This window comes from Pseudomonas tensinigenes (assembly GCF_014268445.2).
GTDB lineage: Bacteria > Pseudomonadota > Gammaproteobacteria > Pseudomonadales > Pseudomonadaceae > Aquipseudomonas > Aquipseudomonas tensinigenes.
The window spans coordinates 3,973,399-3,997,566 of the sequence record NZ_CP077089.1 but is presented as its reverse complement, the minus strand read 5'-3'; the positions used below and the strand labels follow the sequence as shown (position 1 = coordinate 3,997,566).

At 59.1% G+C, this 24,168-nt stretch carries 19 protein-coding genes; 14 read left to right on the top strand and 5 right to left on the bottom strand.

What is annotated here, in order from left to right; genetic code table 11:
* The 7 genes from HU718_RS17725 (at position 1) to HU718_RS17695 (ending at position 8,535) form a co-directional block, all read left to right on the top strand.
* Positions 1 to 1,842, top strand: a complete 1,842-nt coding sequence (locus tag HU718_RS17725) for an ABC transporter ATP-binding protein (RefSeq protein ID WP_150707218.1) — start codon at positions 1 to 3, stop codon at positions 1,840 to 1,842.
* On the top strand, positions 1,839 to 2,147 hold the full coding sequence (locus HU718_RS17720) for a (2Fe-2S)-binding protein (RefSeq protein WP_016987774.1): 309 nt from the start codon (positions 1,839 to 1,841) through the stop codon (positions 2,145 to 2,147). The genes HU718_RS17725 and HU718_RS17720 overlap by 4 nt, the downstream gene beginning before the upstream one ends.
* Positions 2,129 to 3,505, top strand: a complete 1,377-nt coding sequence (locus HU718_RS17715) for an FAD/NAD(P)-dependent oxidoreductase (protein ID WP_150707217.1) — start codon at positions 2,129 to 2,131, stop codon at positions 3,503 to 3,505. Before HU718_RS17720 ends, HU718_RS17715 begins: the two co-directional genes overlap by 19 nt.
* Complete coding sequence (locus tag HU718_RS17710; RefSeq protein WP_186614982.1) at positions 3,502 to 4,656, top strand: NAD(P)/FAD-dependent oxidoreductase; 1,155 nt, start codon at positions 3,502 to 3,504, stop codon at positions 4,654 to 4,656. The genes HU718_RS17715 and HU718_RS17710 overlap by 4 nt, the downstream gene beginning before the upstream one ends.
* The gene (gene argE / locus HU718_RS17705) at positions 4,653 to 5,810 is read left to right on the top strand and encodes an acetylornithine deacetylase (RefSeq protein WP_150707215.1); all 1,158 of its coding nucleotides are present in this window, start codon (positions 4,653 to 4,655) and stop codon (positions 5,808 to 5,810) included. The genes HU718_RS17710 and argE overlap by 4 nt, the downstream gene beginning before the upstream one ends.
* A 161-nt stretch (positions 5,811 to 5,971) precedes the next feature.
* The gene (locus HU718_RS17700; protein ID WP_186614985.1) at positions 5,972 to 7,429 is read left to right on the top strand and encodes an NAD-dependent succinate-semialdehyde dehydrogenase; all 1,458 of its coding nucleotides are present in this window, start codon (positions 5,972 to 5,974) and stop codon (positions 7,427 to 7,429) included.
* 26 nt (positions 7,430 to 7,455) lie between these two features.
* Positions 7,456 to 8,535, top strand: coding sequence for a tartrate dehydrogenase (locus HU718_RS17695; RefSeq protein ID WP_186614987.1), 1,080 nt, complete (start codon positions 7,456 to 7,458; stop codon positions 8,533 to 8,535).
* Between the two features lie 118 nt (positions 8,536 to 8,653).
* Here HU718_RS17695 and HU718_RS17690 read toward each other — a convergent pair whose 3' ends face one another.
* Complete coding sequence (locus HU718_RS17690; RefSeq protein ID WP_150729113.1) at positions 8,654 to 9,580, bottom strand: 2-hydroxyacid dehydrogenase; 927 nt, start codon at positions 9,578 to 9,580, stop codon at positions 8,654 to 8,656.
* Between the two features lie 271 nt (positions 9,581 to 9,851).
* Here HU718_RS17690 and gabT point away from each other — a divergent pair, with 271 nt between their 5' ends.
* From gabT to HU718_RS17675, 3 genes are all read left to right on the top strand, one after another.
* The gene (gene gabT / locus HU718_RS17685; RefSeq protein WP_150729112.1) at positions 9,852 to 11,144 is read left to right on the top strand and encodes a 4-aminobutyrate--2-oxoglutarate transaminase; all 1,293 of its coding nucleotides are present in this window, start codon (positions 9,852 to 9,854) and stop codon (positions 11,142 to 11,144) included.
* 95 nt (positions 11,145 to 11,239) lie between these two features.
* Positions 11,240 to 11,896 (top strand): HAD family hydrolase, encoded by a 657-nt coding sequence (locus HU718_RS17680; RefSeq protein WP_123594368.1) that lies wholly within the window; start codon positions 11,240 to 11,242, stop codon positions 11,894 to 11,896.
* 44 nt (positions 11,897 to 11,940) lie between these two features.
* Positions 11,941 to 12,429, top strand: a complete 489-nt coding sequence (locus HU718_RS17675; protein WP_016987783.1) for an Lrp/AsnC family transcriptional regulator — start codon at positions 11,941 to 11,943, stop codon at positions 12,427 to 12,429.
* 33 nt (positions 12,430 to 12,462) lie between these two features.
* Here the strand turns inward: HU718_RS17675 and HU718_RS17670 are convergent, their stop codons facing one another.
* The 4 genes from HU718_RS17670 to HU718_RS17655 all read right to left on the bottom strand — a co-directional run bounded on the left by HU718_RS17670 (position 12,463) and on the right by HU718_RS17655 (position 15,108).
* Positions 12,463 to 13,386, bottom strand: coding sequence for a LysR family transcriptional regulator (locus tag HU718_RS17670; RefSeq protein WP_150709126.1), 924 nt, complete (start codon positions 13,384 to 13,386; stop codon positions 12,463 to 12,465).
* Between the two features lie 93 nt (positions 13,387 to 13,479).
* Positions 13,480 to 14,190 carry an SDR family NAD(P)-dependent oxidoreductase gene (locus HU718_RS17665; protein ID WP_122844663.1) on the bottom strand — a complete coding sequence of 237 codons (711 nt, stop codon included), beginning with the start codon at positions 14,188 to 14,190 and terminating at the stop codon, positions 13,480 to 13,482.
* A gap of 49 nt (positions 14,191 to 14,239) precedes the next feature.
* Positions 14,240 to 14,896 carry a DsbA family oxidoreductase gene (locus HU718_RS17660; protein WP_150709127.1) on the bottom strand — a complete coding sequence of 219 codons (657 nt, stop codon included), beginning with the start codon at positions 14,894 to 14,896 and terminating at the stop codon, positions 14,240 to 14,242.
* Positions 14,893 to 15,108 (bottom strand): tautomerase family protein, encoded by a 216-nt coding sequence (locus HU718_RS17655; RefSeq protein WP_016987787.1) that lies wholly within the window; start codon positions 15,106 to 15,108, stop codon positions 14,893 to 14,895. Before HU718_RS17655 ends, HU718_RS17660 begins: the two co-directional genes overlap by 4 nt.
* A 433-nt stretch (positions 15,109 to 15,541) precedes the next feature.
* Between HU718_RS17655 and HU718_RS17650 the strand changes: the two genes are divergently transcribed.
* From HU718_RS17650 to HU718_RS17635, 4 genes are all read left to right on the top strand, one after another.
* Positions 15,542 to 16,057 (top strand): Hcp family type VI secretion system effector, encoded by a 516-nt coding sequence (locus HU718_RS17650; RefSeq protein ID WP_007949952.1) that lies wholly within the window; start codon positions 15,542 to 15,544, stop codon positions 16,055 to 16,057.
* A gap of 126 nt (positions 16,058 to 16,183) precedes the next feature.
* Positions 16,184 to 19,090, top strand: a complete 2,907-nt coding sequence (locus tag HU718_RS17645) for a type VI secretion system Vgr family protein (RefSeq protein WP_217868228.1) — start codon at positions 16,184 to 16,186, stop codon at positions 19,088 to 19,090.
* Positions 19,087 to 23,775, top strand: a complete 4,689-nt coding sequence (locus HU718_RS17640) for an RHS repeat-associated core domain-containing protein (RefSeq protein ID WP_116029672.1) — start codon at positions 19,087 to 19,089, stop codon at positions 23,773 to 23,775. Before HU718_RS17645 ends, HU718_RS17640 begins: the two co-directional genes overlap by 4 nt.
* A gap of 3 nt (positions 23,776 to 23,778) precedes the next feature.
* A complete protein-coding gene (locus tag HU718_RS17635) occupies positions 23,779 to 24,120 on the top strand; it encodes an immunity protein Imm33 domain-containing protein (RefSeq protein ID WP_186616141.1) in 342 nt (113 codons plus the stop codon).
* The last annotated feature ends 48 nt before the right edge of the window (positions 24,121 to 24,168 follow it).

Sequence of the window (24,168 nt, the reverse complement as noted above, 5' to 3'; positions counted from 1 at the left end):
ATGAGCCAATTGATTCGAGTCGAAGACTTGCGGGTGGTCGCGTGTGGCGAGCGCGGTGAAAGCGAAATCGTCAAAGGCGTGAGTTTCGCCCTGGAAAAAGGCGAAGTATTGGCGCTGATCGGTGAGTCCGGGTCGGGCAAAACCACCATCGCCCTGGCCTTGCTCGGGTACGCCCGGCGTGGCTGCCGGTTGTCCGGCGGAGTGGTGCAGGTCGGTGAGCACGACATGCTGGCCCTCAGCGAAAAAGAACTGCAAAAACTGCGCGGCAACCGTGTGTCGTACATCGCGCAAAGCGCGGCGGCGGCGTTCAATCCGGCAAAAAGACTGCTAGATCAAGTGGTGGAGGGCGCATTGATTCACGGTTTGGGCACCCGTGCGGTGCTCGAGGCCAAAGCCATCGCGTTGTTTCGCGACCTCGCATTACCGAACCCTGAGCGCATTGGCCAACGTTATCCGCATCAGGTGTCGGGCGGGCAATTGCAGCGGGTGATGGCGGCGATGGCGCTGATCAGCGATCCGTTGCTGGTGGTCCTCGATGAACCGACCACCGCCCTCGATGTGACCACCCAGATCGACGTGTTGCGTGCCTTCAAACGGGTGGTTCGCGAACGGGGTGCGACCGCTGTCTACGTGTCCCACGATCTGGCGGTGGTGGCGCAAATGGCTGACCAGATTGTGGTGCTCAATGGCGGCCGGATATTCGAACAGAGCGCTACCGCGCCGTTGTTGAAGGGGCCGGCCCATGAATACACCCGCAGCCTGTTGGCCGCCGCGCGCCCGGACACCTCGATCCGGCCACCCTGCGGCATTGCTGAAGAGCAACCGCTGCTGACCATCAAAGGCCTGACCGCTGGCTACGGCAACAAGAACACGCACGGCATGCCGGCGATCCGCGTATTGGAAGACATTGATCTGACCGTGCGTCGCGGGCAGGCCATTGGCGTGATCGGTGAGTCCGGTTCCGGCAAGTCGACGCTGGCGCGGGTGGTGGCGGGGTTGCTGTGTCCGGCGCTGGGCGGGTTGACCTTCGATGGTCAGCCACTCGGCGGCTGCCTGTCCGAACGCACCGATGAGCAGTTCCGACGGATACAGATGGTCTTTCAAAACGCCGATACCGCGCTTAACCCGATGCACAGTGTCAGCACCATCCTCGGTCGGCCGCTGAAAATGTATTTTGGCCTCAAGGGCGCGGCGTTGCACGAACGAATCGGCGAACTGCTCGATCTGGTGCGTTTGCCCCGAACCCTGGCCGAACGTCGGCCGAATGAACTGTCCGGCGGGCAAAAACAACGGGTCAACCTGGCACGTGCGCTGGCGGCAAAACCGGACTTGATCCTGTGCGATGAAGTGACCTCGGCACTGGACACGGTGGTGGGTGCGGCGATTCTCGAACTGTTGCGTGATCTGCGTCAGGAGCTGGGCGTTTCGTACCTGTTTATCAGTCACGACATCTCCACCGTGCGGGCGCTGTGCGATGACATTGTGGTGATGTACAGCGGCCACAAAGTTCAGGCTGGGACGCGTCAGGCATTTGCCCAGCCGCCGTTTCACCCCTACACCGACTTGCTGATTCATTCTGTCCCGGAACTGCGCCAGGGCTGGCTGGAGAATTGCGGCACGACGTGTGGGGAACTGCCGCCGGTGGGGGCCAGATCCGACGAACCAGAACTGTGTACGTTCCTCGACCGCTGTCCGGTGCGGGTCGATGGCCTGTGCAATCGCAGCGCGCCTGTGCGTCGCAACATTGACGGCGGCAGTGAAATTCTCTGTCACCACGACAGCGTCGAACTGCTGAAAACCCAGCGCGATGTCATCAATCTGAGTCAGGGAGCCTATGCATGAGCGGGCGTTTTGTAAGGCTGGCCGAACAGGGGCGACCTAGCGTCAACCTGACGGTGGATGGTGCGCAGGTGCAAGCGTTGCAGGGTGACACGTTGATGGTTGCCGTACTGACTCACGGCAATGCCTTGCGTCAATCGGAGTTTGATTCAGGTCGACGCGCCGGGTTTTGCCTGATGGGCGCCTGCCAGGATTGCTGGGTCTGGACGCGCAGCGGCGAGCGTTTGCGCGCCTGTTCCAATGAAGTGCGTGAAGGCCTGGACATTGTCACCACGCAACCGGAGGCAAAATGGCCATTGCACGCATAGTCATTGTCGGCGCCGGGCCTGCGGGCATTCGTTGTGCCGAAACGTTGGTGGCGGCCGGTTTCAAACCGACGCTGATCGATGAAAATCGCCGCGACGGCGGACAAATCTATCGTCGCCAGCCCGAGGGATTCACCCGCAATTACGCCACGCTGTACGGCAGCGAAGCGCATAAGGCGCAAGACCTGCATGAGAGCTTTGATCACCTGCGCGAGCGGATCGACTATCGCCCGGACACCCTGGTGTGGAACCTCACGCCGGGACAATTGTGCTGCGTCAGTCAGGGCCGGCACTCGACGCTGGATTACGACGCGTTGCTGCTCTGCACGGGCGCCACTGACCGGCTGATGCCGATTGAAGGCTGGCAACTGGCGGGCACTTACAGCCTTGGCGGGGCGCAGATTGCGCTCAAGTCGCAAGCGGTGTCGATTGGTCGCAGCGTTGTGTTCATGGGCAGCGGGCCGTTGCTGTATCTGGTTGCCAGTCAGTATGTGAAAGCCGGGGCGACGGTGGCCGCGGTGCTGGACACCTCGCCGCTGCACAAGCGCATCGGCGCACTGCCGAAATTGCTCGCGCGCCCCGGCGTGCTGTTGACCGGGATGAAATTGTTGGCGCAGTTGTATCGGGCAAAGATACCGGTGCATCTCGGCGTCGAGCCGTTGCAGGTACTGGGTGATGCAGCCAGCGGCGTCAGCGGCGTGCGGATACGCACCGGTAAAGGTGAAACGCTGAGTCTGGATTGCGATGCCGTGGCGCTGGGTTATCACTTGCGTCCGGAAACTCAGTTGGCGGATCTGGCGGGATGCCGGATGGCTTTTGACCAGGCGTCCGGCCAGTGGTGGCTGGCGGTCGACGACGCGGGGCGCACGTCGGTCAGCGGTGTCTACGCTGCCGGCGACGGCGCGAAAATTCGCGGTGCCGATGCGGCTGAGCACGCCGGGCGACTGGTGGCCATGGCCTTGCTGGAAGATTTGAACCAACCGGTAAACGCCGGTCTGCGTGAGCAACAACGGCAGGCGCTGGTGGTGATGGATCAGTTTCGTCTTGGTCTGGCGCAAGCCTTTCCCTGGCCTGCGCAGCAAGCTGCGGCGTTGCCGGACGCTGCCATTGTCTGTCGGTGCGAAATGATCAGCGCCGGTGAGCTGCGCCGCACTGTCAGCGAGAAGGGCGCCTGTGAGGTCAACCGTGCCAAAGCGTTCAGCCGGGTCGGCATGGGCCGCTGTCAGGGCCGTTATTGTTCCCAGGCCGGGGCCGAGGTGATCGCGGCAGCGGCGGGTGTCAGCGTGCAGCAGGTCGGTCGACAACGCGGCCAGGCGCCGGTCAAACCGCTTTCGATGTTCACCGAGGAGGTGTCGCCATGACTGTTGAAAAAGCTGATGTGGTGATTGTCGGCGGTGGCTTGATGGGCTCGGCGGCAGCGTTTTTCCTGCGTCGTCGCGGGCACTCGGTGATCCTGCTTGAGCGTGACCAGATCGGCCAGTACGCCAGCGGTGTCAACTTCGGCAACGTCCGTCGTCAGGGCCGCTATCTGGGGCAACTGGAACTGGCCAACCGTTCATGGGCATTGTGGAAGCGCTTGCCGGAACTGATCGATGACGACCTGGAGTTCATCGCCAGCGGGCACATGCGCGTGTGTTATCGCGACGACGAAATTGCCGAACTGGAGGCGTATGCCAACGCGCCGGAAGCGGCGCAACTGGATCTGCAAATCTACCGTGGCCAAGCGTTGCATGAGCGCTTTCCCTTCCTTGGCCCAGACGTCAAGGGTGGCTCTTACGCTCCGCACGATGGTCACGCCAATCCACGCCTGGCGGCACCTGCATTTGCCCGGGCAGCACGGCGTCAGGGGGCGCGGATCGAGGAACAGACTGAAGTGGCCGAAGTGCAAAAGGTTGCTGGCGATTTTCGCGTCAGCACCACCGATGGCCGCCAGTTCAGCGCGGCACAGTTGTTGATTACTGCCGGTGCGTGGGGGCAGAAGCTGTCGCAACAATTCGGCGAACCGGTGCCGCTGGGCACCCACGGCCCGCAAATGGCCGTGACCGAGCCGGTGCCGTACGCGTTGCCGACGGTGATTGGCGTTTACACCAAGATCGCCGAGGAAGTGATCTATTTTCGGCAGATTCCGCGCGGCAACATCGTCATCGGTGGCGGCTACCGCAGCAAGCCGGACATGCTCAATCGCCGCGCCTATTTCGAGCCGCGCAGTCTGCTCAATCAGATGGAACAGATGCGGCGCCTGCTGCCAGGTGTCGGCAATCTGAACATCATCCGCGTCTGGAGTGGCATTGAAGGTTATCTGCCGGACTCCTTGCCGATCATGGGACCGAGCGGCACGGTTGACGGTTTGTTCTATGCCTTCGGATTCTGCGGTCACGGCTTCCAGCTCGGCCCTGGGGTGGGTGACGTCATGGCCGAACTGATCAGCACCGGCAGCACCAGCACCTCGATTGAACCGTTCTCCATCCGCCGGTTCGCCACCCTGACCGAGCAACGGAGCAAAGCCTCATGAAGCCGCGCGTACTGGAGATTCTCAAGCGTTTGTTGGCGTTCGACACAGTCTCTTCGGAGTCGAACATGGCCCTGATTGATTACGTCCGCGAATTGCTGCTGAGCAAGGGCATCGAGTCGCTGATCGTCAAAGACCAAACCGGCAGGAAAGCCAACCTGTTCGCCAGCACCGGCCCGCAAGGCGTGCCGGGTATCCTGCTGTCCGGGCACACCGACGTAGTGCCGGCGGCAGGGCAGGCGTGGACGCTTGAGCCGTTTCAGGCGACCCTGCAGGACGGGCGAATTTACGGGCGCGGCAGTTGCGACATGAAAGGGTTCATTGCCTTGGCCATCGACGCGATGCTCGACGCTGCCGACCATTCGCTGAACCGGCCATTGCAACTGGCATTGTCCCACGACGAAGAAACCGGCTGCGTCGGTGTGCGGCGCTTGCTCGACGTTTTGCATCTAGCCCCGGTGCGCCCGTTTCTGTGCCTGATTGGCGAGCCGACCAACATGCAGTTCGTACTCGGGCACAAGGGCAAGGGCTCCTATCGCACCTACTGTCGTGGCCTGGAAGCGCATTCCTCACTGGCGCCTCGCTCGGTCAATGCGATTCACGTGGCCTGCGACTTTATCGCCGCACTGCGCGACAGTCAGCGCCAATTGCAGGAGCAGGGCGCCCAGGATACGGATTACGACGTGCCTTACACCACGGTGCATGTCGGTCAGATTGGTGGCGGGCGGGCCCTGAACATCGTGCCCAATCTGTGCACTCTGGACTTCGAGGTGCGCAACTTGCCGGCCGATGATCTGGACCAGTTTCTCGCGCAGATGCAGGAGCGCGCCGAGCTGATCGTGCGCGAGGCGCGTTTACTGTCGAGCGTCGCCGCCATCGAGATCGAAACGCTGAATGTCTATCCTGGGCTCGACACGCATCCGAGCGTCGAAGCCGTGCGCTTTCTGAAAAACTTCGCCGCGCCGGATACCGGTGTGTCCAAGGTGTCTTTCGGCACGGAAGGCGGTTTGTTCAAGCAGCGTCTGGATGTGCCGGTGGTGGTGTGCGGGCCGGGTTCGATCGAGCAGGCGCACAAGCCGGATGAGTTTATCGAGGTCAGTCAGATGGAGGCCGGGGAGCGGTTTCTTCAGGGTTTGCTGGGTTCGCTGAAACAATGACGGTGCCTGTAGGTGCGAGCCGGCTCGCGCCTACAGGATTTTGTGTTGATCTGCTGTTGCGGCGAAAATTTCAGCATCCGACGCCGTCCTCAAAGCGCTTTCAGCATCCTCCCCCGTAGTACCTCCCTAGACTGGAGCATGTCTCGAATCAGGACTCGACCATGCTCAAGAATCGTTTGAAAGACTCCAGCCTTTTGGCAGAACTCGCTTATATAAACGGGCAGTGGATCGGCGCCGATGACGCCGCGACCCTCGACGTTATTGATCCGGCCAGCGGTCAGTTGCTTGCCCGGGTGCCGGCCATGCAAGGCACGGAGACCCGCCGCGCCATCGAGGCCGCCGACAAGGCCTGGCCAGCCTGGCGTGCGCGCCCGGCCGCCGAGCGCGCCACTTTGCTCGAGCGTTGGTATCAGGCCATGATCGACAACCTCGATGATCTGGCACTGATCATGACCTGCGAACAGGGCAAGCCGCTGAACGAAGCCAAAGGCGAAATCCGCTACGGTGCCGGGTTCGTCAAGTGGTTCGCTGAAGAGGCCCGCCGTGTCTACGGCGAAACCATGCCGGCACCTGGCGGCGACCGTCGGCTGCTGACCTTGAAACAACCGGTCGGCGTCTGCGCGGCGATCACGCCGTGGAACTTCCCCAATGCGATGATCACCCGAAAATGCGCGCCGGCGCTGGCGGCGGGTTGCCCGATCATTGTCAAACCGTCGGATCTCACACCGCTGTCGGCGCTGGCGCTGGCGGTATTGGCAGAACGTGTCGGTATTCCGGCCGGTGTGTTCAATGTGGTGACCGGAATGCCCGCCGGCATTGGTGAAGAGCTGACCGGCAACCCGACAGTTCGCAAGATTTCCTTTACCGGCTCGACCCCTGTAGGCCGTTTGCTGATGCGCCAGAGCGCCGAGCACATCAAGCGTTTGAGTCTGGAGTTGGGCGGTAACGCGCCCTTCATTGTCTTCGATGACGCCGATCTGGAGCAGGCCGTGGCCGGGGTCATGCTCAGCAAATTTCGCAATGCCGGCCAGACTTGCGTGTGTGCCAACCGCATCCTTGTGCAAAACGGCATCTATGAACGCTTCGCTCAGCGACTGGTGGAAGAGGTCGGCAAGCTCAAGGTCGGTAATGGCCTGGAGGCTGACGTCACGATTGGCCCGCTGATCAACCCGGCCGCGGTAAGCAAAGTCGCGCGGCACATCGACGATGCGCTGACTCAGGGCGCGCGCTTGCTCTGTGGCGGCATGCCGGATGCCAGCAGCCAGTTCGTGCAACCCACCGTTCTGAGCGATGCGCATGCCGGCATGCTGCTGGCCAACGAAGAAACCTTCGGCCCGGTGGCGCCGTTGATGCGGTTTGACGATGAGGCGCAAGCGCTCGCCCTGGCCAATGCCACGCCGTATGGCTTGGGTGCCTACTATTTCACCCAGGATCTGCGCCGCTCCTGGCGGTTCGGCGAAGCGCTGGAGTTCGGCATGGTCGGCCTCAATACCGGAATCATCTCCATGGACGTCGCGCCGTTCGGCGGTATCAAGCAATCGGGGCTAGGCCGCGAGGGCAGCAAGTACGGCCTGGATGAATACCTTGAAGTCAAAGCCTTCCACATCGGCGGGCTGTAATTCACATGCATGGGGAGGCAGGTTCAATGAGCAAGGCATTCAAGATCGCCGCGATTGCCGGCGACGGCATTGGCAAGGAAGTGTTGCCCGAAGGTTTGCGTGTGCTGGAGAAGGCTGCGAGCAAATGGCAGTTGGACTTGAACATTGAAGTTCTTGAATGGGCCAACTGCGATTACTACCTGGAGCATGGGCAGATGATGCCCGATGACTGGTTTGAGCAGCTCAAGGGCTTCGACGCGATTTATTTCGGAGCGGTCGGCTGGCCAGACAAGGTGCCCGATCACATTTCGTTGTGGGGATCACTGCTGAAGTTTCGCCGTGATTTCGACCAATACGTGAATATCCGTCCGGTGCGCCTGTTTCCCGGTGTCCCGTGCCCGCTGGCCGGGCGCGAACCGGGCGACATCGACTTCGTGGTGATCCGCGAGAACACGGAGGGCGAGTATTCCTCGGTAGGCGGAAAAATGTTCGAAGGCACCGAGCATGAGTTCGTGCTGCAAGAGTCAGTGTTCACCCGTCGCGGTGTCGACCGAATTCTGAAATTTGCCTTCGATCTGGCCCAGAGCCGCCCGCGCAAGCGTCTGACGGCGGCGACCAAGTCCAACGGCATTTCCATCAGCATGCCCTACTGGGACGAGCGCACCGCGTTGATGGCGGCGAACTACCCGCAAGTTACCTGGGACAAGCAACACATCGATATCCTCTGCGCACGGTTCGTCTTGCAACCGGATCGATTTGATGTGGTCGTGGCCTCGAATCTGTTTGGCGACATCCTGTCCGACCTGGGGCCGGCGTGTGCCGGAACCATCGGCATTGCGCCTTCGGCCAACCTCGATCCTGAGCGCCGTTTTCCCTCGTTGTTCGAACCGGTGCATGGTTCGGCGCCGGATATCTACGGGCAGAACATTGCCAATCCGATTGCGATGATCTGGTCCGGTGCTTTGATGCTCGATTTTCTCGGCAACGGTGATGAGCGTTATCGGGCCGCGCATGACGGGATATTGCGGGCAATCGAGCAGGTGATTGCCGACGGCCCGATTACCCCGGATCTCGGCGGAAAAGGCGCGACGCAAGACGTCGGTAAAGCCATCGCCGACATCCTTTAAGCCCACGTCAATCAGCCTGGGGAAGCGAGCCTGCTCGCGAAAGCGGTGTCAGCCCGGAGACGATCAACTGACGATGCGCATTCGTGAGCAGGCTCGCACACTTGGGTTATTGATGTTTTCAGTAACCCTGCTGGCGGTCGATCTGGCCCGCCATTGGCTCCCCGCGCTGAAACCGGCGAATGTTTTCCAGCAACACCGCAAATGCGGTTTGCGGTTGCGTCATCGCCGCAATGTGCGGCGTCAGCAGAATCTTTGGATGCGCCCAGAACGGATGATCCGCCGGTGCTGGTTCTTCCTGTAATACATCAAGCACCGCGCCACTGAGCTGTCCGCTGTCCAGTGCTTGCAACAGATCGCTTTCCACCAGATGCCCACCACGGCCCATATTGATCAGCGCCGCACCGTGCGGCAGTTGCCGGAACACGTCACGATCAAGAATCCCTTGGGTCTGTTCGGTCAGCGGCAACACGCACAGGAGAATGTCGCACTGGCTGAGAAACGCCGACAGTTGCGCGTCACCCGCGAAGCAATCCACGCCGGCAATTTGATGGCGGCTGCGCGCCCAGCCTTTCAACGCGAAGCCCAGCGGCTGCAACGTCGCCAGAATCTGTTGCGCCTGCGCACCGAGCCCCATTACCCCGACCCGCCGCGTGTGCGCCGGTTGCAGCATATGCGCTTGCCAGCAACGCGCGATTTGCTGCTGACGGTAACGCAGCATGTCGCGGTGCAGGCAGAGCACGGCGAAACTGGCGTATTCGCACATGCCACGGGTGATGCCGGGATCAAGCAGGCGCACCACCGGCAGGCTGGGTGGAATGCGGCTCAGATCCAGTTGATCGACACCGGCCGACAGCGCGAACAACACTTTCAGGTTTGGCAACACCGCAGCCAGATCGTCCGGCGCTTGCCACGCAGCCAGGTAATCAATGTCGGCCGGATCGCCGATATCTGGCCAGGCGCGCCATTCGATGTCCGGGGCGTGTTCGGCGAACAACGCTTGCCACTGTTCGCCGCGTACAGGGTCAGCTTTATAAAGCAGGGCCATGAGCAATTCCTGAAAGGGGTAGGTGCTTTCATGATCGCGCAATGCCGGCGCAGGATCTGTCGAAAGCGTCAGTGCAAACGGTCTGCGTCACGCTCGATGAACGCGACGGCGGCAGATTCGGCGGGCTGAAGGAATCTGCCGTTTGGCAGGGTCAAAACAGTCGATCCGAATTTCTCAGGGGGGAAGTTCGGCGTAGTTCGTTTCGCGCAAGCCTTAATCTGAACACCATCGCAACCACCTCCAGGTTGCCGGACTCACGATGGGAAATGCCATGAATAGCAAAGTCGACGACACCCCTCATTTGCTCCGTCAGCGCGATCAATTCGTGCCGCGTGGCCTGGTTACCGCTCACCCATTGGTGATTGATCGCGCCCAGGGCGCCGAGTTGTGGGACGTGGACGGCAAGCGCTACCTGGATTTTGTCGGCGGCATCGGCGTGTTGAACATCGGTCACAACCATCCCAAAGTGGTGGCGGCGGTGCAGCAGCAATTGCACAAAATTTCGCACGCCTGCTTCCAGGTGGTCGCCTATCAACCTTATCTGGATCTGGCCCAGCGCCTGTGTGAAATGATCGGCGGCCAGCAAGCCTATAAGGCCGCGTTCTTCACCTCCGGCGCCGAAGCGGTCGAGAACGCAGTGAAAATCGCCAGGGCTCACACCGGCCGTTCGGCGGTGATTGCCTTTCGTGGCGGCTTCCATGGTCGTACCTTGCTGGGCACCACGCTGACCGGCATGAGCCAGCCTTACAAACAGAACTTCGGCCCGTTTGCACCGGAGGTTTTTCACACGCCTTACCCGAATGCCTATCGCGGCCTGACCAGTGACATGGCGCTCAAGGCCCTCGAGGAACTGTTCGCAACGCAAGTGGCGCCTGAGCGGGTGGCTGCCATCATCATCGAACCCGTGCAGGGCGACGGCGGCTTTCTCGCGGCACCGGCCGAGTTCCTTCAGGCCCTGCGCGCGCTGACCGAAAAGCACGGCATCGTGCTGATTCTCGATGAAATCCAGACGGGGTTCGGCCGCACGGGCAAATGGTTCGGTTTCCAGCACGCGGGCATCCAGCCTGATCTGGTAACCGTGGCGAAAAGTCTGGCCGGTGGTTTGCCGCTGTCGGGGGTGGTCGGTAAAGCGGCCATCATGGACGCGCCGTTGCCCGGAGGTCTGGGCGGCACTTACGGCGGCAACGCGTTGTCATGCGCAGCGGCGCTGGCGGTGATCGAGGCCTTTGAGGCGGAGCAGTTGCTGGCACGCGGCGAGGCGCTGGGCGAACACTTGCGTCAGGGTTTGTTGAAGTTGCAGAGCCGTTACGCGCAAATCGGCGACGTGCGCGGTACCGGTTTCATGCTGGCGATCGAGTTGATCAAGCCTGACGACGCGCGTACACCCGATGCGGATCTGAATCAACGCTTGATCGATGAGGCGCGCAAGGGCGGCTTGCTGGTGATCAAGTGCGGTGTGCACCGCAATGTTCTGCGTTTTCTCGCGCCACTGGTGGCCACGCCGACGCAGATCGACGAAGCCTTGCAGATTCTCGAAAGCGCCTTGGCACGCGTCTTGAACTGAGTGCCTGTGCGCTCGCGGCGGTGCGGCAGTGCATCGCTTGTGAGCATTTGTGGAGCATGGACGGATGGAATGCATCATTGGAGGCTTCGCACGCCATGGGACTGATTGATTATCGAGCGTTGCTCATTGATTGCGATGAAGCGCTGGTCGACCGCGACTCGGGGGTCTGGACGGCATTGCTACCGCTGCTGGTCAGTCGGGGTGGTCATCCGGACAAGGATCAGGTGCTGGCTGAATACCGTGAAGTGCTGCATGCGCTGTATCCGCGTTTCGCTGAGCTAGGCTTCAGTGGCATGTTGTGTTTCGCCCATCGTCAACTCGCAGAACGCTGGGGCTTGAATGCCAGTTGGGAGGAGGGCATGAGCTTTGCCCGGTCGGTGGCGGCATGGTCATTGTTCGAAGACGCGCCAGGTGCGATGTTGTACCTGCGCAAGTTCTACCGCCTGCTGGTTCAGGGTGACCGCGATGCCGAAGATCGTGGCCCGCTGTGCGAGCGTTTGGGGATCAATGCCGACGACTTCATCTCATTGGCCGACGCACCGTTGCAGGACGCCAATTGGCTGAGCGCCAACGCACTGGTACCGGGCGACATTCTCCATATCACGCGCGCAGGTGCGCGCCGAGGGTCGGAGAATGACGTGTGCCTGATCAGTCGTGATCGGGGCAGGCAACCCACGCCCTGCTCGGCGCAATACTGCATCAACAGCATGGCGGACCTGGTGACTCAGCATCAGCTGTCATTACGGCGCTGATTTTGCTAGAAGATTGTCCTACAAATGGCAGTCAGAGGTATGCAATGGAAGGGATAGTAAAACTGGACCGGATCGACATCAGCATTCTGGTCGAGTTGCAGAAGGATGGCCGCATGACCAACGTCAGCCTGGCCGATGCCGTCGGGCTGTCGGCCAGTCCGTGTCTGCAACGGGTCAAGCGACTGGAATCAGCGGGTTATATTTCCAGCTACAAAGCGCACCTGAATCTGGCGAAGATCACCGACTCGGTCACGGTGTTTACGGAAATCACCTTGAGCGATCACAAACGCGAGGATTTCGCCAAATTCGAATCCAATATTCGTTTGGTCGACGAAGTGCTTGAATGTCATTTGATCAGCGGTGGCTACGATTATCTGGTGCGCTTCATGACCCGCAGCATCCAGCATTATCAGGAAGTGATCGAAAGCTTGCTGGACAAGAATATCGGCATTTCCAAGTACTTCAGTTACATCGTCATCAAGTCGCCCGTACTCAAGGATGGCGTGCCGCTGCGCAAGTTGCTGCGGCACTGAACTGCAGTTGCTGCCACCGCGTGGACTTCAGCGCTAAGCCCCAGCCCACTCATCACGAAACTGCAACAGAAAGTCGACAAACGCCCTGACCCGTTGCGGCACATAGCGGCCGTGCGGGTAGAGCAAGGTGTAAGGTCGCGAACGCCCGGCGTAAGGCTGTAGCACCTCAACGAGGCTGCCGTCGGCCAGCTCCTTTTCGACGATGAACTTGTACGTCTGGAAGACCCCCGCGCCGTGTTTGGCCAGGGTGACGCCGCCGAGCACATCGTCTGAGCAGGAGTAGCCCCCCTCGGAAATCACTTCCCGATCATCGCCGTTTTCCTGGAATAGCCAGGAGATCCGCCGTCCGCTGCTGGGCAGTTCGAACTGAATGCATTCGTGTTGCACCAGATCTTCCAGCGTTTCGGGTACGCCAGCCTTTTTCAGATAGTCGGGAGAGGCGACCACCACCAGTTTTGCATCCTCCAGCAGCCGCGCGACCATGGTCGAATCCGGTTGGGCGCGTACGCGGATCGCCAGATCGTAGCCTTCGCCGACGAAGTCGATATTGCGGTTGCCCAAGTGGATGTCGACGTTGACGTCAGGGTAGAGCGCGCGGAATTTTGGCAGCAGCGGCAGGATGCGGTGATGCCCGTAAGTGGTGGGCAGGCTGATGCGCAACAGCCCTGAAGGTGACGACTGTGCGCCCATGACCTCTTGTTGCGCTTCGACCAGTTGCGTCAGCGCCTGGCTGCACTGGACGAAAAAGTTTCTACCGGCCTCGGTCAAACGAATGCTGCGCGTGGTTCGCGCGAACAAGCGCGAACCCAAGCGCTGTTCCAGACGCAGAATCGACCGGCTCACCGCGGCCGGCGTGACACCCGCGAGCTGCGCGGCGGCGGTGAAGCTGCCGGCTTCAGCGGCGAGGCAAAAGAGTTCGATGCTGCCTAACTGCAAGTCTTCAAAGTGGCGCTTCATGGGATAAGCCTGAGGATCAACTGACGGATCATTCTCAGGCTTATCTCATGAAGCGGCACCGCCGGTACATACCGGCAGTGCTGCGGGGAGGTATCAATGGCCAGCGCTCTGACCACCGTCGACATGGAGGATTTCGCCGGTGACGAAGTTCGCACCGTCCAGGTAGAGGATCGCTTGCACGATGTCGTCGATCTCACCCATATGCCCAACCGGGTGCAGGCTGCCGAGGGCGGCGTGGGTTTCTTCGCCGTGCATCGGCGTTTTGATGATGCCCGGCGATACCGCATTGACCCGAATGCCGCGCTTGGCGTACTCGATGGCCAGGGATTTGGTCGCCGCGTTGATGCCGCCCTTGGTCAGTGATGCAAGCACCGACGGCACGCCATCAATCGCGTGGTCGACCAGACTGGTGGTAACGCTGACGATATGGCCACTGGCGTTTTTCTCCATTTCGGCAATCGCCAATTGTGAGATGTGGAAGAAGCCGCTCATGTTGGTCGCCACCACTTGTGCGTAGTCTGCCTGGCTGTATTCGGTGAAAGGCTTGGCGACGAAAATCCCGGCGTTGTTCACCAGAGTGTCGATACGACCGAAACGTGCAACGGCTTCGCGGATCACGCGCTCGGCGGTCTGCGGGTCGGCGATGTCACCGGCGACGGCGAGAATATCCGGGTCGGTGGACGGTTTGATCGAGCGCGAGGTCGCGACAACCTGATAGCCGCGTTCACGGAAACCTTTGACCAGACCTGCGCCAATGCCTTGCGAAGCGCCGGTGATCACTACAACTTTTTTGGACGTGCTCATGATGTTTCCTCATGCAATCTGAATGGTTTGAAAAAACGAAGTTCGGGTGTCAGGCGTGAGCCGCAATCTGCGCAGCTTGACGTAACGCTTGCTGGTAATAAGCGACGGACTGGGAACCGGGGATGACCTGTTTGTCGTCGATCACCATGGCCGGAACCGAATCGATGCCGCGCTGCTGATAAAACCGTTCAAGTTCGCGCACGGCCTGGCTGAACTCAGCGTTGGCCAGCACCTCTTGTGCGCGCTCGCTATCGAGCCCGACTGCGCCTGCCAGCATCACCAGCGTGGCGTGGTCATTCGGGTTCATGCCGTCAGTGAAGTAGGCCTTGAGCAAGGCTTGCTTCAACTCACGCTGACGTCCTTGTGTGGCGGCCCAGAACAGCAATCGATGGGCATCGAAGGTGTTGTGGAAATGGCTGCGTTTTTCCAGGTCGAAGTGAAAACCGATCTGCTCGCCGCGTTCGATGATCATCGCGTTGCGATCCGCCACTTGCTCAGCACTGCGCCCGTATTTGCGCATCATGTGCTCGATGGCGTGTTCACCTTCGGCGGGCATGTCGGGGTTCAGTTCGAACGGTTTGTAGGTCAGTTCCACATCGACTTCGCCCGCCAGATTCTTGATTGCTTGCTCCAGAGCGGTGGCGCCCAATGCGCACCAAGGGCAAACGACATCCGAGACGAAATCGATTTTCACGGCCCGGCTCATGACTGCGAATCCGCCAACTGTTGGCGATACTCGGTGGTGGTGATGCCGGCATAACCCCAGTTATCAGTGTCGACTTCCTCGATCACGATGTGGGTGAGTTTCGGATCCTTGTGCAGCACCCGCTGCATCGTTTCGGTGATTTCCTTGATGACCTGGGCTTTCTGTTCCCGGGTCACGCCGTCACGGGTGATGCGTACGCTGATGAAAGGCATGGGGATCGCTCCACTGGCCAGCCCGTCAGGATGATGGGCCGCTGTTGGAGTGAACTTTAAGAAGCCACGCAAGATTGATAAATAGGCTTTGAGGTACATCATTTGTGATGTGGTGTATCAAATGGCTGCGTGCGGTGAAGTGCGCAAGAAGTTGCGCAGTACCTGGCCTGTTTTCATCCGGGAAAGTCTGTGCAGGCCTTATGAACCGAGGCTTTCAGACAAGTGCGCAACTTCTTGCACACCACTGCGCAAAAAGTTGCGCACTTTTATTTGTTTAATCTCGTTTATTCAAAGGTCGGCGTACGGGCTGTTTGTTTAAGGCGTTGAAGAATAATGGTTTTGTGATAGCTGGCATGGAGTTTGATAGCTCAAGCCTGCCCGGACAGGCAATGGTGCCTGTCGGTTGTGTGTTTTAAGCAAGGAGAGCATCCCCATGGCAACACCAGCGTACATGTCGGTTACCGGCGAAAAACAAGGTCTGATCACTGCCGGCGCATTCACCGCCGACTCCGTTGGCAACACCTACCAGGAAGGCCACGAAGACCAAGTCATGGTTCAGGCTTTCACCCACGACGTGATCATCCCGCGTGACCCGCAATCCGGTCAGCCAACCGGTCAGCGCGTGCACAAGCCAGTGGTCATCACCAAGGTCTACGACAAGGCTTCGCCGCTGCTGCAAGCAGCGCTGACCTCCGGCGAGCGCATGAGCGAAATCGTTATCCAGTGGTACCGCACTTCGGCGCAAGGCACCCAAGAGCACTACTACACCACCAAACTGGAAGACGCGATCATCGTCGCCATCAACAACAAAATGCACAACTGCCAGGATCCAGGCAACGCGCACTTCACCCACCTGGAAGAAGTGCAGTTCACCTACCGCAAAATCACCTGGACCCACGAAGTCTCCGGTACTTCGGGTTCCGATGACTGGCGTGCTCCAGTCGTTTAATTACGGCTGATGGTTGTACCGCCCCGATCGGCATGACTGGTCGGGGCGGATTCACTTCTAAAGAATTTTTTGCCAATAGCCCCTTGAGGGCTGTTGCGCGTCGCAGCATTGCGCGAGGAACAAGGGATGTTCTCACCGGCCAACCAGCCTCATTTCAATCTGACCGTCGATGGCATCGACAGCGATTTCCAGGTGCTGTCCTTCACCGGTCGCGAGGCCCTCAACACGTCGTTCGAATTCGAGCTGGAACTGGTCAGCGAAAAGGCCTCGATCAACCTCGAAAGCGTGCTGCACAAACTGGCGTTTCTTCAGCTGTCGCCAACCGGCACGGGGATTCACGGGTTGGTCTACAGCATCGCCCAAGGCGAGGCGGGCAAGCGTCTGACCCGTTACAAAATCTCCTTGCGCCCGCAACTGGCCTACCTCGCGCACCGGGTCAACCAGCGCATCTTCCAGCAGATGACGGTGCAGCAGATCATCATCCAGGTGCTGGAAGAACACGGCATCCTTGCCAGCGATTACCACTTCCAGCTCAGCGCGATTTATCCGGAACGGATTTACTGCGTGCAGTACGACGAGTCGGACCTGGATTTCATCCAGCGCTTGTGCGAGGAGGAGGGGATTCACTACCACTTCCAGCACACGTCCAGCGGCCACAAACTGACCTTCGGCGATGACCAAACGGTGTTCCCGAAACTCGCGCCAGTGGCCTATCAGCAAGACTCCGGACTGGTCGCTGACAAACCGGTGGTCAAGCGCTTCGGCCTGCGTCTGGTCACCCGCACCAGCCGCACCACGCGCCGCGATTACGACTTCGTCAAACCGAAGATCGAGCTGGAAAGCGATGCCAAAAGCAGCGCGCAACCGGACCTCGAAGACTACGATTACCCGGGCCGTTTCGTCGATCGCGAGCGTGGTAAACACCTGGCCAATCGCGCGCTGGAACGCCATCGCAGCGACTACCGTCTGGCCGAAGGCAACAGCGATCAGCCGATTCTGGTCAGCGGACATTTTCTCGCCCTGACCGAGCACGCCAACCCGACGTGGAATGACTTGTGGCTGCTCACCGAAATTTTCCACGAAGGCAAACAGCCGCAGGTGCTCGAAGAGTCGGTGACCAGCGACACCACCGACCTCAAGGACGATTTCCACCAGGGCTACCGCAACCGCTTCAGCGCGATCCCGTGGGACGTGCCGTACCGTCCGCCACTCGATCACCCGAAACCGAAAGTCCTCGGCACCCAGAGCGCGGTGGTCTGCGGCCCCGAGGGTGAAGAGATTTACTGCGACCAATACGGCCGGGTGAAGGTGCAGTTCTTCTGGGACCGCGAAGGCAAGCACGACGACATGACCAGTTGCTGGATGCGCGTCGCGTCGAGCTGGGCCGCGGAAACCTTTGGCTCGATCAACATCCCACGGGTCGGCATGGAGGTGTTGATCACCTTTCTGGAGGGCGATCCTGATCAGCCGCTGATCACCGGTTGTCTGTACCACGGCGCGAATCTGCCGCCGTATAAACTGCCGGATTTCAAGACGCTGGCGACGGTCAAGAGCAAGGAATACAAGGGCAGCCGCGCCAACGAACTGCGCATCGACGACACCACCAGCGAGATCAGCATCGCGCTGCGCAGCGACCACGGCGCGAGTGCGATCAATCTCGGTTACCTGACTCATCCACGTCCGAGCGGTGGTCAGCCGCGTGGTGAAGGTTTTGAGTTGAGAACCGACCGCCACGGTGCGGTGCGTGCGGCGGCCGGTCTGCTCATCACCACTGAGCCGCGTCCGAACGAATCCAAGCACCACAAAGATCTGCCGGAAACCGCTGAACGCCTCGCGACGGCCAGCGATCAGCAGGACGGTTTTGCGGTGCAAGCCAAAGAGCTGCAAGCCCAGGAAGCCGGCGATCAGGACGACGTCGCCAAAGCGCTGCACGCCCAGCATCAAGGCGTGCTCGGTAGCGGTCCGGCGAACCTCACCGCCAACGAATTCCCCGAGTTCACCGAACCGCATCTGGTGCTCGCCAGCCCGGCCGGCATCGCCCTGACCACGCCACGTTCCAGCCACATCGCCACCGGCGAACACCTGGCGCTGAGCAGCACCGGCCACACCAGTCTGTCCATCGGCAAACGCCTGCTCGCCAGCGCCAGTCGCGGCATGCGCCTGTTCGTGCAGAGCATGGGTTGGCGGCTGGTGGCGGCCTCCGGTGATATCGACGTGCGTGCGCTCAAGGACAGCATCAACCTGCTGGCCAAACTCAACATCACCGCCAACGCCGACCGCATCACCATCACCGCGAAAACCGAACTGGTGATTCAGGGCGGCGGCAGCGCCACCACCTACAACGCCGGCGGCATCACCCACGCCACCAGCGGCCCTTACACCGCACACGCGGCGAACTTCGCCTACACCGGCGCGAAAAGTCTGGCCGGGGTGTTCCCGGAACCGCCGAAACCGGGCAAGGGCAATCTGGAATTGTTCAACCAGTACGCCGGGCGTCAGGGCATAAAGGAGGGCGACTACGAAGTCATCGATGCCTTGGGCAAGAGCATCAAGGGCAAGCTCGACGGCAAAGGTTTCGCCAGTGTCGCCGGCGCCGCACCGGGGCCGGCGCGTGTGCTGTTCGGCAAGGATCCGGCGGATACCTGGAGCGATGGCAGTTACATCGGCAAACCGGAGTGGCCGGTGAATCCGCCGGGTGCCGAAGACGTGCCGAGTCAGGTGCAGGCGATGGTCGCGCAGGTGTTGCCGAGCAAGAGTTGGGACATGTTGGAGAAGGGCAAGGACATGGCGCAAACAGGGATGAGTGCGATGCAGACGGCGCAAGGCGCGATGCAAACGGCGCAGCAGGTGAAAGACGTGGTGCAGGGCGGGGTGGCCGGGTTGCCGAAGCTGGCGAGTGCGGCGTTGCCGAGTGCTTCGGGTCTTCTTGGAGCGGCGAGCAAGGCGGGCAAATTGCCGAGTCTGCCAGCGCCGACGATTTCGAAATCTGTTGTTAAAACTCCAAGCCTCCTGACCGGAGAAGTACTGTCATGACTGAAGCAGCCGGTGCGCAAAAACGTGAACCACAGGTCGCCGTTGTACCGTTGAACACTCTGGATGTGCAGGATGTCGGGCGCGGTGCGGCTCGATTTGATGCCTGGCTGCGATCTATCAGTGGCGATGTGGTTACGCTGGATCGTATCAAGGGTGTAGCTGGAGCCCTGCCTGTTGTCGGCAACATCATGGCGCTGGTTGATGCGCTTGGCGATATCGTGACCCTCACCAAAAGCAAGCAGCGCGAACTGCTCGACTGGGTGAGCCTGGGCATCAACCTGATTGGTGTCTTGCCCGCGCCTCCCACGATGGCTGCAGCGCGCATGAGCTTGCGTCCGACCCTGTTTCTTGTTCGTCAGGAACTGCGCAACAGCGTCAAAATGCTGTTGGGCGATTCAATGATTGAAGTATTGGTCGGTCATTTGAATGCAACCATCGTCGGCACGATTGATGACTTCGTCAAACAAGCCCAAGGAAAGCTTTCCGGGATACTCGCTGACGCTGGAAAACTGGGCGAAAGCGCGGTCAGCGAAATTGCCAAAGGGCTTGAGGCCGTCGTCAACGGCAAGCTTGACGCGAAAGGCGATGCACGCGCGGCCAGTCAGAAAATCACCACGGCGGGCAATCAACTGCTCAGTGATCCTAAAGCGGCCATCGGGAACATTTTTGGTGCCGCCTTCAGTGCTTACAAAGCAGTAGGTAAGGGTGTCGCCAACAGTGCAGCCAGGAATCTGCTTCCGGATCAAGCCAAGAAGCTGGTGTTGACGCATACCGGAACCTTGCGAGCCATGGGGCCTGAGATAAAAACCCAACTGAGCAAGTTGGGGGATCCAGGTACACGTCATTCGATCGGCTGGTTATTGCAAATGCTCAGCGGTGCTGTTTTGACGTGGCGCAAGCGCCGTGGGCATGGTCAGAGCGCGAGCGTCAAACCCAATGCGACCAGCAAGGCACAACGCAAGGCCGGGGAAGGTCGATTAGAGGCCTCCAGTCATCAAGCACCGGCCAAAGGTGCAGCCAATCCAAACAAGAACGTCGCTTGTACGGGGACCTGCCACAGTATTAGTTTTTCGCTGGGCTCAGAGCTACTTCGTCATATCGACTTCAGTCTGCCCGGTGCCTTTCCAATCGAGTGGTCGAGAACCTATAACTCTCGACTGGATGCCTATGACCAAGGCTCATTGGGTGCACGCTGGGTAACCGAACTGAGCACACGCTTCGATTGCCGAGAAGAGGGTCTGGTCTTTTTTGGCTCCGATGGCAGAAGCCACGACTACCCACTCCCCAAGGTCGGACTGTTTCACTATGACCCTATAGAGAACGTCACGCTGATCCGCAGCAGAGAAGATCAGTTGCTGTTATGCCACGGCTTTGAGCGCAAGGAAACCTACGTCCGTCATGGTCGGCGCTATCTGTTGGCTGGCGTTGTACTTCGTAACGGTGCCGGGATCATGCTTCATTACGAGCATCGTCACGGTGACGAATCGATCCTGTCGGACTTGATGACTTATCAGGACGAAGTCACTCAAGTGCTTTCGCATCTGGGCACGTTAATTGATGATCACGGACGTCTCACCGGTTTGTGGGAGATCAAGGATGGCGTGCCTCAGCGTCAACTGTGCAGTTATCAATACGACACCTTCGGCAATCTGATTCTGGCCCAGGATGAAAATGGAGCCGCTTGGTCGTATCAGTACGAGCATCACTTGATCACTCGCTATACCGATCGAACCGCCCGGGGCATGAACATCGAATGGCAGGGGCGTGGCGCCGACGCAAAGGCTATTCGGGAATGGGCGGACGATGGCAGCTTCGATACGCGTCTTGAGTGGGATGACAATATTCGTTTGACCTATGTGACGGACGCGTATGGCAACGAGACCTGGCATTACTACGACATCCTTGGCTATACCTATCGCATCCGTCATCCGGATGAGCGCTCTGAATGGTTCTTTCGTGACGACGCCAAAAATCTGGTTCGTCATGTTCATACAGATGGAAGTACCGATCGCTTCAGCTACGACGCCCACGGGAACATGGTTGAACACATCCGCCCGGATGACAGCGTCGAGTACTACGCGTTTGACGACCATGATCAACTGATCAAAATCAGTGACGCAGAAGGTGGTCAGTGGCAAAGAGGGTATGACGACCGCGGCAACCTTGTTGAGGCGATAGATCCTTTAGGCAACAAGACGGAGTACGCCTATAACAAGGCCGGACTGCCAATTGCCATCAAAGATGCCAACGGCAATGAAAAAGCGATCGAATACAACGAGGCCGGCCAACTGACCAAGTACGTTGACTGTTCTGGCAAGGCCAGCGCATGGGCGTACGATGCGCGTGGCCAGATGATCTGCTTCACTGACGCCGCCGGACAAAGCACTGAATACGAATACAGAAATGGTCAGTTGGTGCTGATCAAACATCCTGACAAAACGGAAGAGCGTTTTGAGCGGGACGCAGAGGGGCGACTGCTGGCGCACGTTGATGCATTGGCGCAATGCACAACTTGGAGTTATACCGCGGCCGGGTTCGTCAGTGAGCGTGTAGATGCCGCCGAGCAGAGCCTGCGTTACAGCTGGGACCGTTTGGGTCGTCTGGTTGCCTTGGAGAACGAGAACGAACAACGCGCCCACTTTCACTACGATCCGCTTGGCCGCTTGTTGGAGGAGAGGGGGTTCGACGGACGCACGACTCGCTATCAATACAATCCTGAAACCGGGCGCCTGGATAGCAAGTTCAATGGCCAGCGTGTCATCAAGTTCAACTTCGACTCCATGGGGCGCCTGACTGATCGTCATGCAAATCTGGGCGGTGAGTCTCAAAGTGAAGCGTATGCCTATGACGGAAATGGTCGTCTGGTCATGGCCAGCAACGGCAACAGTCGCCTGAACTGGTTTCATGATCCTGCCGGCAATCTTATTCGTGAACACCAGCACTATCTGGATCTCGACATGCCTCTTGTCGCTGTCTGGAAACATGAATACGACGTTCTCAATCTACGCATAGCGACGGTTCGCCCAGACGGGCACAAGGTGAGCTGGTTGACCTATGGAAGTGGCCACCTTCTGGGGTTACGACTGGACGATCATGATCTGATTGCATACGAGCGCGACGATCTGCACCGTGAAGTGGCACGCCATCAAGGTAATCGGCTACTACAAACCCAGAAGTGGGACCCGGCTGGGCGGCTTCAGGAGCAACTGCTGGGGCACTCTGACGACAAATCGACTCTACTCAAGCGCGAGTATAAGTACGATGCAGTGGGCCAGTTGACCGAGATTAACGACACTCGACGGGGCCCATTGGCGTACCGCTACGACCCGGTTGGCCGTCTCATCAGTGCCGTCAACCGACTGGGCACCGAAACATTTGCATTCGATCCGGCCAGTAATCTGTTGGATGACGCGGTTACGCAGGTTCGAAGACCGCTTGATCAGGACACGCCGCGCAGCAAGTTGCTCGATAACCTCCTGCGTGAATACGCCGGTACTCACTATGAGTACGACGAGCGTGGCAATCTTATCCAGCGATGGCACAACGGAAGTTACAGCCGTATGCGCTGGGATCTGTTTGATCGAATGGTGAATTTCGACGATGCACGTTTGAGTGTCGATTTCGCTTATGACGCGTTGGGCCGGCGCCTGTACAAAAACTCCAATGCTCACTACAAGGAGCGTCCAGAGGCAGGGTCTCAGTGGAATCACAACGAACATGCTCGTAAACAAAGAGAGTTAGGCTGCGGTTTCACGTTATTTGGCTGGGACGGAGATAACCTGGCGTGGGAAAGCAGTCCTGCTCAAGCAGATGACGGAACGGGGAGAACGGTTCATTACGTTTTTGAGCCAGGCACTTACATTCCGGTAGCCCAGGCTGTTTCCAACGGCTCGATACAACTGTCAGGACTGCCCGATTATGTTGGCGACTACACGCTCGACGACGATCCCTTGTGGAATCACCAACCGACTGTACAAAGTTTCGATGCGATTGCCTGGTACCAGTGCGATCGTATGGGGACACCATTAGAACTCACTGATGAGAACGGTGAGATTGCCTGGAGTGCTCACTACAAGGCATGGGGAGAGGTTCGTGAGCAACGTTCCGCTCGAGCACAGCAGTTGGGGTTGGCCAACCCGATACGTTTCCAGGGGCAGTACCACGATGTCGAGACCGGCCTGCATTACAACCGCCATCGCTACTATGACCCTGGTGTCGGTCGATTCATAAGCAAGGACCCGGTAGGTTATGCAGGTGGTTTGAACACCTACGCTTACGCGCCTAACCCCACAGGCTGGATTGACCCTCTAGGCTTGACGAATACCCCAGACGGTACGGGGAAAACCGTTCCGATGAACAATCTGGGTATTCCCGACAAGAGTCAATTTGCTCCAAAACCTGGCATTACAAAGCCTTACGCTCGAAGTTCGGCGTGTGGGCCTACTACGGCGCAAACCGCCTCGGTACAGGGCCTACCTTGTGTGGTGTGTGGAACCGTGGCGCCTAAAATGGTTGCTGATCACAAAGATGCCTTGGTGGTGGAGTATTATCGAACGGGCACTAACGATGTGACGCATCAGTCCTCGTTGTTGGCTGTGCAGTCACACTGCCCCGTCTGCTCAAAAAAACAGGGTGGGCATGCATCATCGTATTCAAAATGTATGAAAACCAAGCTGGGAATCTGATTTATGCAAAAGGCTGACGCTGTTTATCCGGACCAGGCGCAAACAGAAATCTGTAGCAAGTATGGAATGCCTGTGCAACCGCCCGAAGAGATGGTCGCGATCGCTATTGACTCGCTTGGCAAGTCGCCGATTTATGGCACAAGAGTTAAATTGCCGGAAGACGGCAATATCAGCTGGTTTATTCACTGTGGTGAGTTCTCTGACGCGGATGACTTCTACAAGCCTGTCCATGTTCACCACCTGAGTGAAATGTTGCCTCAGGTTGTGAATTATCTTTGTCTGCCCACTGGCGCAAAATTCATCATCGATACAGCCGGCTATGAAGATGTCTGGATGGCTGAGTAAGGAGTATTGAAGCCGGTTCACCACCGGTTTCGCGTTTGATTGATCCCG

Bases quoted from the DNA above. Each gene is read 5' to 3' on its own strand.
- HU718_RS17725 (WP_150707218.1), top strand. From the start codon at position 1: ATGAGCCAATTGATTCGAGTCGAAGACTTGCGGGTGGTCGCGTGTGGC.
- HU718_RS17650 (WP_007949952.1), top strand. From the start codon at position 15,542: ATGGCAACACCAGCGTACATGTCGGTTACCGGCGAAAAACAAGGTCTG.
- HU718_RS17675 (WP_016987783.1), top strand. From the start codon at position 11,941: ATGGAAGGGATAGTAAAACTGGACCGGATCGACATCAGCATTCTGGTC.
- HU718_RS17640 (WP_116029672.1), top strand. From the start codon at position 19,087: ATGACTGAAGCAGCCGGTGCGCAAAAACGTGAACCACAGGTCGCCGTT.
- gabT (WP_150729112.1), top strand. From the start codon at position 9,852: ATGAATAGCAAAGTCGACGACACCCCTCATTTGCTCCGTCAGCGCGAT.
- argE (WP_150707215.1), top strand. From the start codon at position 4,653: ATGAAGCCGCGCGTACTGGAGATTCTCAAGCGTTTGTTGGCGTTCGAC.
- HU718_RS17655 (WP_016987787.1), bottom strand. From the start codon at position 15,108: ATGCCTTTCATCAGCGTACGCATCACCCGTGACGGCGTGACCCGGGAA.
- HU718_RS17715 (WP_150707217.1), top strand. From the start codon at position 2,129: ATGGCCATTGCACGCATAGTCATTGTCGGCGCCGGGCCTGCGGGCATT.
- HU718_RS17690 (WP_150729113.1), bottom strand. From the start codon at position 9,580: ATGGCCCTGCTTTATAAAGCTGACCCTGTACGCGGCGAACAGTGGCAA.
- HU718_RS17700 (WP_186614985.1), top strand. From the start codon at position 5,972: ATGCTCAAGAATCGTTTGAAAGACTCCAGCCTTTTGGCAGAACTCGCT.
- HU718_RS17670 (WP_150709126.1), bottom strand. From the start codon at position 13,386: ATGAAGCGCCACTTTGAAGACTTGCAGTTAGGCAGCATCGAACTCTTT.
- HU718_RS17680 (WP_123594368.1), top strand. From the start codon at position 11,240: ATGGGACTGATTGATTATCGAGCGTTGCTCATTGATTGCGATGAAGCG.
- HU718_RS17635 (WP_186616141.1), top strand. From the start codon at position 23,779: ATGCAAAAGGCTGACGCTGTTTATCCGGACCAGGCGCAAACAGAAATC.
- HU718_RS17710 (WP_186614982.1), top strand. From the start codon at position 3,502: ATGACTGTTGAAAAAGCTGATGTGGTGATTGTCGGCGGTGGCTTGATG.
- HU718_RS17720 (WP_016987774.1), top strand. From the start codon at position 1,839: ATGAGCGGGCGTTTTGTAAGGCTGGCCGAACAGGGGCGACCTAGCGTC.
- HU718_RS17645 (WP_217868228.1), top strand. From the start codon at position 16,184: ATGTTCTCACCGGCCAACCAGCCTCATTTCAATCTGACCGTCGATGGC.
- HU718_RS17660 (WP_150709127.1), bottom strand. From the start codon at position 14,896: ATGAGCCGGGCCGTGAAAATCGATTTCGTCTCGGATGTCGTTTGCCCT.
- HU718_RS17695 (WP_186614987.1), top strand. From the start codon at position 7,456: ATGAGCAAGGCATTCAAGATCGCCGCGATTGCCGGCGACGGCATTGGC.
- HU718_RS17665 (WP_122844663.1), bottom strand. From the start codon at position 14,190: ATGAGCACGTCCAAAAAAGTTGTAGTGATCACCGGCGCTTCGCAAGGC.